We start from the raw sequence: 8,754 nt of genomic DNA, 5'->3' as shown, positions 1-8,754 counted from the left end.
CCAGAACAGTGTCCTGAACGTGAGGGGCGTTCTATGTCTGGGACGCGGGCGCGTCAAGCGCACAATGGGTGATTGAGCAAAAAAAACGCCTTCTACGCAAACGACGAGCGCGGCACAGCAACAAAGGCCCGATTCAGGTCGGCAATACCACGCATAAACGCTAAATCTCGCTGGCCTGTTTAAGGGTGGCAGCGCTTTGCTTTGGATCAAGTTTTAGGGCGCAGAGCAATTGCAGCAAAACCTGTTGGCAAGTTGCGCCGACAGCAAGGCGAATACCGAACTCGCGGGTCCGATCACTTCGCATGACACTGCCTTATACTCCGCGAAAACATCTGCAATCGTTCCCGCAGCCGCTACGGTCACGATCTGACCACCGCGCACGACTGATTGTGAGATACAGGTGACCGGCACAGGCTCCTCGGCCTCTTGCATCCACCATAATGCAAGGGCGGGCGCACACACATCTCCAACCGGCGCGCAGCGCCAGCATTCGGCGCAGATGTGTTTTATAGCGTTGCCAGCTTGGCACTCAAACGAGGCGCTAGAAGAATATGTCCTCGTCGTCATGCGCAGGCGCAGGCGCACCGTCAACATCAGCACCGCCATAGTGCGACACGGAGAAAAGAGCATCATGAATATCTCTTTCGTCTTTCATCGTGTATAGTGCGCGCAAGCTGTCAACCAGGTCGCGCAACGGGCCATCGACCTCATGATAGGCTCGGCTGTCTGGCAAATGGTCCGACGCCCGCTCCACCCCTGAAACCAGTTGATCCAAGAGCGTGCGTAAGCGCAAAAACGGATCACCGTGTCCAATATCATTTGAGTGTGAAACAACCTGTGACAAGTGCTTGGCGAAACTGTCGATCCGGTGCTCCAACCCCGTGGCTAAGCCCTCCAAATCCGATTTCAAACTGCCACGCGTGGCATTTAATAGGGCGTTAGCGCTCTGTTCTTGCGCCATGGATAACGCAGCGATTTCATAACTTTGACGACCGATTTGGGATGTCGCCTCGCGCAACTGTCGGGACACTTCCATCATCGCTAGCCCACGATCACCGAGGCGTTTGGAGACGAGGATTGCGTTAATGCCGCTCAGCCCCATGTCTCGGTTGTAGCGCGTCGCATCTTCGACAAGGACACCTACACCCGAGTACAGGCCTGCAATGTCGTTGATTGCAGGTTCAATTGCGCTGCGCTCAACCGTCCAACGTTCCGCGCCCTCAAGAATGCCTGAGAGCATGACAATAAATGCACTCAGATCCTCGCTGGTTGTTGACCCAGCGAACCCCTTCAACCTCGATTGGACCGTTTGCCATAGATCTGACATGCGCGCCAACTCTGACCCAATGGCCGAGCACGCCGTATGCAGAGCCTGTGTAGCACTTTTAAACTGTGCATTTGCAAGCGACGTAATAGCCCCGCGATATTCGACCGGACACGTCACAGACGCCGCCAAAATCGCTTCGGCATGTTCATACCTTTGACGCGCGGCATCCCCAGCCTGAAGGTGGTCCACCGCTACGCCGAGTGCATTCGTCAAATCTGCAAGGCACGACTGCATGAGGCTCGCGGTGACTTCAAGTTCAGGATGAGACAAGTCGCCAACTTTGTGCACTAACTCTCCTTTCACGTGACGCAGATGAGCAGCATTTTGCGTCAACTTGCTCAATCGCGGGAGTACTTTAGCAATCTGGCTATCCGCCTCTAAAAGGCGGTCTTGCACCTTGGACACTCCTAGCGAGGCGCGCTCCAGTAGCTGGCGCACACCCGATGCAAAATGCGCCAAAGCGCCATCATCTTCGGGAATTCCGCTACTTACAACACGCGCATTGGTCGAAATCATAGCGGCGAGGCGTAAATCATTGTTTTGATCCCGTAAGCACGACCGCAAGCCACGTGCGTTCGCAGTCATCGCATCCACGGCGTCAAAGAGTGTCAAAAAGCGGGTTTCCTCTTCCTCGATCTGCGTTCCAATTTGATCCACGGCGAGGGCAAGTGTTTTGCGCCCCTCTTCGCCAACGAGGTCTGACAATCCATCCATATGAAATGCCAATGCCTTGACACTATTGAGCAACGAAAAAAGACATGAGGCGACGTGCTCAACCGTCGCTTCAATCTGAAAATCAGACATGTTTGGGGCGGGATAAAACGCACGGCTATGTTGCATAATTAAAGAACCCGATTGTCAGCATGAAATCGCATAATTTCGGGGGCGACCTTGTTTAATGCGACCGTGCGATTTGAGGCCCCTAATTTAAACGCCTCCCCGGGCATGCCCCAGACAACTGAACTTGCCTCATCTTGAATGATGGTATCGGCACCGGCCTGTTTAAGCTCCAACAGTCCTTTGGCTCCGTCATCTCCCATTCCAGTCAGCAAAAATCCGATAGCATACTTTCCCGCACAGATAGCGGTTGATCGAAAGAGAACATCAACCGACGGTCTGTGGCGCGACACTTGGGGACCATCCACGACGTCAATCCGGTATCCTCGACCCTTGCGACACAACAAAATGTGATGATCCCCTGGAGCGATAAGCGCCACACCCCGCGCGGGTTGATCGCCCTGCTTTGCCTCTCTCACCTCAACTGCGCAAATGCTATTGAGCCTCTTGGCAAACGCCGCAGTAAATTTTTCAGGCATGTGTTGAACGATCACGATCGGCGGACAGTCCGTAGGAAGCGCCTTGAGCACGTGCGCCAACGCCTCAGTACCGCCTGTTGAGGCTCCGATCACGACGATCGGCTCCATGTCCAATGCCATAGCTGCCCCAAGACGTGGAGGTGGCAAAATAGCGTCAGCGGTTAGTTTCGGGCCAACCCCGGATGCGGCAGCGCGCGGCAGTGGCGCAACACGTTTGGGGCTGGTGTGACCGCGCAAATGTCTGGCATGCGAGGCGGCGCGCACGGCATCCGTCAAGCGCACCTGCGCCTCCAGTCGTGCTTGAGGAGAGTGCAATGTCGGTTTGCCAACCACATCACATGCGCCAAGTTCCAACGCTTTGAGCGCACCACTTGATCCCGCAGCTGTGTGACTGGAACAAATGACCACAGGAATAGGGCGTTGCGACATAATTTTCTTTAAAAACGTAAGACCGTTCATTCGTGGCAACTCAAGGTCCAGCAAAATCACATCAGGAAGATCTTCACGCATTTTATCGGCTGCATCGAATGCATCTTTGGCCAGACCCGACACCACGATATCGGGATCTTCCGACAAAAGATCGCTCAACGCGCGCCGCGCGGCGGCACTGTCATCAACGATGAGGACACGAATTGCGGTCATAGCGCTGCCCCCTCTTTACGAAAGACCCCCGGTGCAATTTGGGTCAAATTGAGCTGGTTGACGGTCATTGACTCAGAATGACCAACGAAAAAGTAGCCGCCAGCGCGCAAGTGCGAGGCACATTGTGCGATCACACGGGCTTGCATTTCGGGTTCGAAGTAAATCAACACATTGCGCAAAAAGACGACATCAAGACCGTTATCAATCGCGTAAGGCGGTTTGGTCAGATTCAAAGATTCAAATCGAACCCGCGCCCGCAATTCGGGCACGATACGTCCGCTAGCCTGATCTTTTGCCATCATCACGTATTTACTGCGTAGCCCGTCGGGAACCGGTGCAAGGTCGCTTTTGGTATAAACGGCACGGTTTGCACGCTCGAGAACACGGTTCGAAATATCCGTCCCGAGGATCGCCCACTCAAGGCGCGGATCTTGCTGCGCAGCTTTTGCGAGAAGCATCGAAATTGTCCACGCCTCTTCACCCGAAGAGGCCGCAGCGCTCCAGACCTTAAATCGTTTGCTCGCGCCAGCCGGTAGCGCCCGCAGCACTGAAGGTAAAATCTGGGATACTAAAATTTGAAAATGTGAATCTTCGCGAAAAAAGTCTGTTTTATTTGTCGTCATAAGATCGACGATTTTCGGAAACTCGGCATCGAGCCCACCGTTTGCAAACAACAGGTTCAAATACGCATTCATATCCGGCATATTTAGATCAATAAGACGACGTTTTAGGCGCGTCTCTATCATAACGTCCTTGCCCTGAGGCAGCTTTATACCCGTTTCAGCATGAACAAGTGAGCGCAGCTTGGCCAGATCCCGCGCAGTTGAGGAAGATAGGGACTTGAGCATGGGTTAGGCCAGCCTTGGTAAAGGAGATGAGTGGTTTAATGTCGTACGGTCAAAGAGATAGTCGATGTCCAAGACGGTAACGAATGCACCTTCTCGCCGACCGATTCCCGAAACCATCCGGGCATTCCAATCTAATAAATCCGCCTCAGGAAGATCATCACTGCGCGCATCATCGAGCACGGTGACCTCGATGACACGATCAACGCGCACCCCCAAGACACCCGTACCCTCACCCTCCAAGGCGACACGCAACACCAAAATGCGGGTCTCGTCCGTGCTTTGGATCGTCTCAAGGCCCAACAACAAGCGCATATCAACCACAGGAACCGAGACGCCCCGCCTGTCGATCAGGCCCAATAAATGTGCCGGCGCACGCGGCAATGGCGCGATATCTCGTGTGTCCAAAATTTCCAACACGGGGGTGACTGGCAGCGCATATAATGCGCTACCAATCCCGAACGTAATGATCGTTTCCGTGGTCAGTTTGGTGCCGACAAGTGCCCCGCCAGATTGTGGACCCGGATCAAGCTGCATTGCGACCTGCCCGCTCGAACTGAGCATCAAGCGCATCCTCTGCACTATTCATATCAAAATCGAACCCACCACCCTTACGTGCGGGACGCGCAGCCGGTGACGGTTTTGGAGCCGGCGCGGAATTTTTCCCGTTTTCAGACAGGGAGAAGTACGCGATGGCGGCCCGTAACGCTTCAGCTTGCGAGGAGAGTTCCTCGGCGGTCGACGACATTTCTTCTGCGGCAGAGGTGTTTTCTTGGGTCACCTTATCAAGCTGTTGGATTGCGGTATTCACCTGTGCGGCGCCGGTTGCCAACTCCTGACTTGCGCCGGAGATTTGGCTAACCAATTGCGCGGTACGCTCGATGTCAGGCACAAGTCCCTCCAACATACGACCTGCCTCTTCGGCTGCAGTCACCGTATCGCCAGACAAACCGCTGATTTCACCCGCCGCAGTTTGGCTGCGTTCGGCCAACTTACGGACCTCCGAGGCCACAACTGCGAAGCCGCGTCCATGTTCGCCAGCACGCGCCGCTTCAACCGCTGCGTTTAGCGCCAACAGGTCGGTTTGCCGCGCGATTTCCTGAACGACCATAATCCGTTCTGCGATAGTTTTCATCGCGTTGACAGCTTCAGCCACCGCACGGCCCGACGCGCGGGCGTCTTGTGCTGACTTTTGCGCCATGTTTTCAGTCTCTGATGCGTTATCGGCGGTTTGACGGATGTTTGCCGTCATCTGCTCCATCGAACTTGATGCCTCTTCGGTGGAACTTGCTTGTTCCGTTGCACCCTGGCTCAGTTGCTCGGAGGTCGACGCCATTTCTCCAGCTCCAGAGGCGACGTTTCCTGCACCACTGGTCACTTCGCCAACGACAGAGCGCAATTTTTCAACCATATTGTTGAGCGCCGCCAAAAGATCGGTGATCTCGTCACGTCCTGTTAAGGCCGCGGTTTGGGTTAGATCACCGTCAGCAACAGTACGTGCAAGTGCGATGCCGCGATTCAGGCCTTTGGAGATCGTCATGATGATCCAAATCGCACCCGACAGGCCAAAAATAGCCGCTGCAGACATGATAACGATCAGGTTGCGACGAGATGTTGCCGCTCGTTCCGTGGCCGCATCATCGGATTTGGCCATAGAATCGCGGTTGTACGTCACTATCGTATTCAAGAGCGGTTCCATTTGCAGCCACGCTTTTTGTCCCTCACCGCTTAAGAGTCTGAACGCACCAATCGCATCGCCCCCGTCGGCCATTTCCATAGCCCGCTGATTGACCTCGCGCAGCGTCTCAAGGATGAGCGCGTATTGCATAGCCAGTTCAAGACCCTGTTCGGATGCAATGGATTTGAAGCCTTCAAACGATGCATCGTGAACACTTTGAGCGGCTTTCATTCCATCTAGAATGTCCTTTTTGGTAGTAACACGCTCTGCCAGAATATATTCGCGGACATCGCGTTGGACGCGCAATTGTTCTGTGTTCAACTCAGCCGACAGTCGCACGCGCTCTGCATCGATGTTCACCAACGTGCTGAGGTTTACGCTCATACTATTCAAATTGCTCAAGGCCATGATCATTGCCGTGGCCGACAACGCCATAAGGACGAAAAAGGTCGCTGCAAGTTTAAGTTTCAAGGTGAAACGCATTTGGTTACTCCACGTTAATGATGGGTTGGTGCAATGGCACCTGATTGGGTTTGACGGCCTGTCTGGCCAGAAAGAAAGTCTGCGAAAATCGCGTTGAGATCTGGGATTGTGACGAATTCACCACTCCATCGTCCAACAGCATGGACCAGATTGGGCGGCCAGCGAGACCCAACTGACGGGATCTCTTCGATTTGATCAGATGTGAGGCGGGTCACTTCGTGAACAGAGTCTGCAAAGATGCCCACAACACTTGATTGGCCTGCAAGTGGCAGCTCCAAAACCATAATTCGGGCGTTCTCGTTGTCGTCGCTTTGTGGCATGCACAGCGGGACACGAAGATCGGCCAGCGGCACAACGTTGCCACGCACATTGATCAAGCGCGACACGAAATCTGGCGCCCCAGGAACACGCGTTACGGTCCCCACCTCAAGAACCTCGCGCAAATGGCTTGCGGGTATCGCGAGAACTTCGTTACTGATGCGAAACGTCACGACATCGCGGTCGGTAATATCTATTGTATTGCTCATGCCGCTTCCTTTGAACTATCGGTTTGGATACGTCCGCGCACGACGAGCTGTGGCACGTCGAGGATCAAGGCCACGGATCCATCCCCAAGAATGGTCGCACCGGAAAACGTTTTGACGCCCGCATGAAGAGGAGAAAGTTGTTTGATCACGGTCTGGTTCGAACCGATGATGCGATCAACGACCAGACCCACGCGGCCCTCACTTGACGTGACAACAACGACCTTTTGGAATGGCCCCGCCTCCCCTGGACTATCAAGTAGCCGGCGCATCCGTAAAAACGGTACTAACGTGTCACGAATATCCAAGAACGCATTGCCAGAGCGATCTTTTGTCAACGTATCCGGCAACTCCACTATTTCATCCACGGCGGCCAACGGGATCACAAACCGTTCACCCGCCGTTTCAACCAAAAGCCCGTCAATAATAGCAAGCGTGAGCGGAAGACGGAGCGTCACAGTGGTACCGTGGCCCGGTTCACTTTGGACCTCGATCACGCCGCGCAGACCATCAATCGTGCGCCGCACAACGTCCATACCAACGCCACGCCCCGACAGCTCGGTGACAGATTGCGCCGTTGAAAACCCTGGTTCGAAAATGAGGGCGAACAATTCGTCATCATCAGGCGCTGCGCCCTCAGGCAACAACCCGTTCTCGATGGCGCGCGCCAAAATCGCCTCGCGTTCTAGGCCGCCGCCGTCATCGGACACACAAATCAACACGTCAGCACCCGAATAACGCGCCGAAAGCGTGATCTCACCGGCTTCGGGTTTGCCCAAGGCAACGCGCTCTTTCGTGGCCTCCAACCCGTGATCGGCAGAGTTGCGAATGATGTGCATCAACGGCTCGGTTAGACGCTCGACAACAGTTTTATCAAGCTCGGTATCCTCCCCCTCGATGGTAAAGAGAATCGGGCGCTTAAGTTTGGATGACAAATCATGGACCAGCCGACGGAATCGTCCTGAGATAGTGCCAATCGCAGTCATCCGTATCGACATCGTTGTTTCGCGCATCCCGGTGACAAGGCGTTGAATATCCTCGGCTACCGACACCAAAGCCGGATCGCCATGTTTTGCCGCCAATTCCAAAAGACGCGCCTCAGCGATGACCAATTCGCCCACGCGGTCCATCAAATCGTCCAGGCGCTCGGCAGGAACACGCATCAACCCGCCCCCCGCATTCTCGGTGACAGTCGATCCCTTTGCATCGGGTGTAGCCATCTGTGTTTTGCTTTGCGCAGTGTGGCTCGCATCGGGGACCGGAGCCTGATCCGCGGATCGCGCGAGATTAAACGTTAAACCGTCCTCATGGAACATAAAGGCCGCGCGCACATCGTCCTCTGACACGTGCCCGGGCAATCGCATTTTCCACCCCAAATAGAGTTTTGTCGGATCAATCTCGTCCAGATGAGGCACATCATCGATGACCGCCTCAATATGGTCTGCGCCCAGTGCGCGTAATTCATCGAGCACAATGGACGGGCGGCCACCCAGATCAAGGGTATCTTCGGGCAGTTGAAACGTCAGCCACCATGTATCATCCAAATCTGTCAAATTACGAAACAGATGCGCGGCCAACTTTTTCAAAATAGCCTTCCCGCCTGCTGCATTCGGTTCTTTGAGCAGGTACGCGACATGATCGCGGGCCTCCAAACTAATCTTGATCAAGAGATCATCCACGGCAACAGTTCGGTTGCGCACGGATTCGAACGCTGTCTCGAAATCATGTAGAAAACTCGCGATATCATCGCGCCCGAACATCGCCCCCGATCCTTTGAGAGTGTGAAGGTCGCGAAATGTACCGTCGATCAATCCACGATCTGTGGGGGAGGCTTGGAGCGCGAGCAACCGTTCCTCAAGACTCTCGACCAGTCCCTCAGCTTCGGCAATAAATACTGCGTTTGCATCTTCGTCCATCATTGCGACACCAGACGCGCCAT

8 protein-coding genes are annotated in these 8,754 nt (G+C 54.5%); all 8 read right to left on the bottom strand.

Annotation, left to right across the window (positions count from 1 at the left end; translation table 11 throughout):
- Nucleotides 1–213: 213 nt before the first annotated feature.
- Nucleotides 214–462, bottom strand: a complete 249-nt coding sequence (locus ACTG34_RS12620; RefSeq protein WP_439105241.1) for a hypothetical protein — start codon at nt 460–462, stop codon at nt 214–216.
- Between the two features lie 79 nt (nt 463–541).
- On the bottom strand, nt 542–2,041 hold the full coding sequence (locus ACTG34_RS12615) for a hypothetical protein (protein ID WP_439105239.1): 1,500 nt from the start codon (nt 2,039–2,041) through the stop codon (nt 542–544).
- A gap of 128 nt (nt 2,042–2,169) precedes the next feature.
- Nucleotides 2,170–3,285: a protein-glutamate methylesterase/protein-glutamine glutaminase gene (locus ACTG34_RS12610; RefSeq protein WP_439105238.1), complete on the bottom strand. Its 1,116-nt coding sequence runs from the start codon at nt 3,283–3,285 to the stop codon at nt 2,170–2,172.
- A complete protein-coding gene (locus ACTG34_RS12605; protein WP_439105237.1) occupies nt 3,282–4,133 on the bottom strand; it encodes a CheR family methyltransferase in 852 nt (283 codons plus the stop codon). The genes ACTG34_RS12610 and ACTG34_RS12605 overlap by 4 nt, the downstream gene beginning before the upstream one ends.
- 3 nt (nt 4,134–4,136) lie before the next feature.
- Nucleotides 4,137–4,694 (bottom strand): chemotaxis protein CheW, encoded by a 558-nt coding sequence (locus tag ACTG34_RS12600; RefSeq protein ID WP_439105236.1) that lies wholly within the window; start codon nt 4,692–4,694, stop codon nt 4,137–4,139.
- Nucleotides 4,657–6,291 carry a methyl-accepting chemotaxis protein gene (locus tag ACTG34_RS12595; protein ID WP_439105235.1) on the bottom strand — a complete coding sequence of 545 codons (1,635 nt, stop codon included), beginning with the start codon at nt 6,289–6,291 and terminating at the stop codon, nt 4,657–4,659. The genes ACTG34_RS12600 and ACTG34_RS12595 overlap by 38 nt, the downstream gene beginning before the upstream one ends.
- A 14-nt stretch (nt 6,292–6,305) precedes the next feature.
- Nucleotides 6,306–6,818 carry a chemotaxis protein CheW gene (locus ACTG34_RS12590; RefSeq protein WP_439105234.1) on the bottom strand — a complete coding sequence of 171 codons (513 nt, stop codon included), beginning with the start codon at nt 6,816–6,818 and terminating at the stop codon, nt 6,306–6,308.
- Nucleotides 6,815–8,754, bottom strand: a 1,940-nt coding sequence (locus tag ACTG34_RS12585; RefSeq protein ID WP_439105233.1) for a chemotaxis protein CheA, incomplete at its 5' end; no start/stop codon positions are given. The genes ACTG34_RS12590 and ACTG34_RS12585, both read right to left, overlap by 4 nt.

The organism is Celeribacter marinus (assembly GCF_965656515.1).
GTDB lineage: Bacteria > Pseudomonadota > Alphaproteobacteria > Rhodobacterales > Rhodobacteraceae > Celeribacter > Celeribacter marinus_D.
This window is presented reverse-complemented; position numbering and strand designations above follow the sequence as displayed.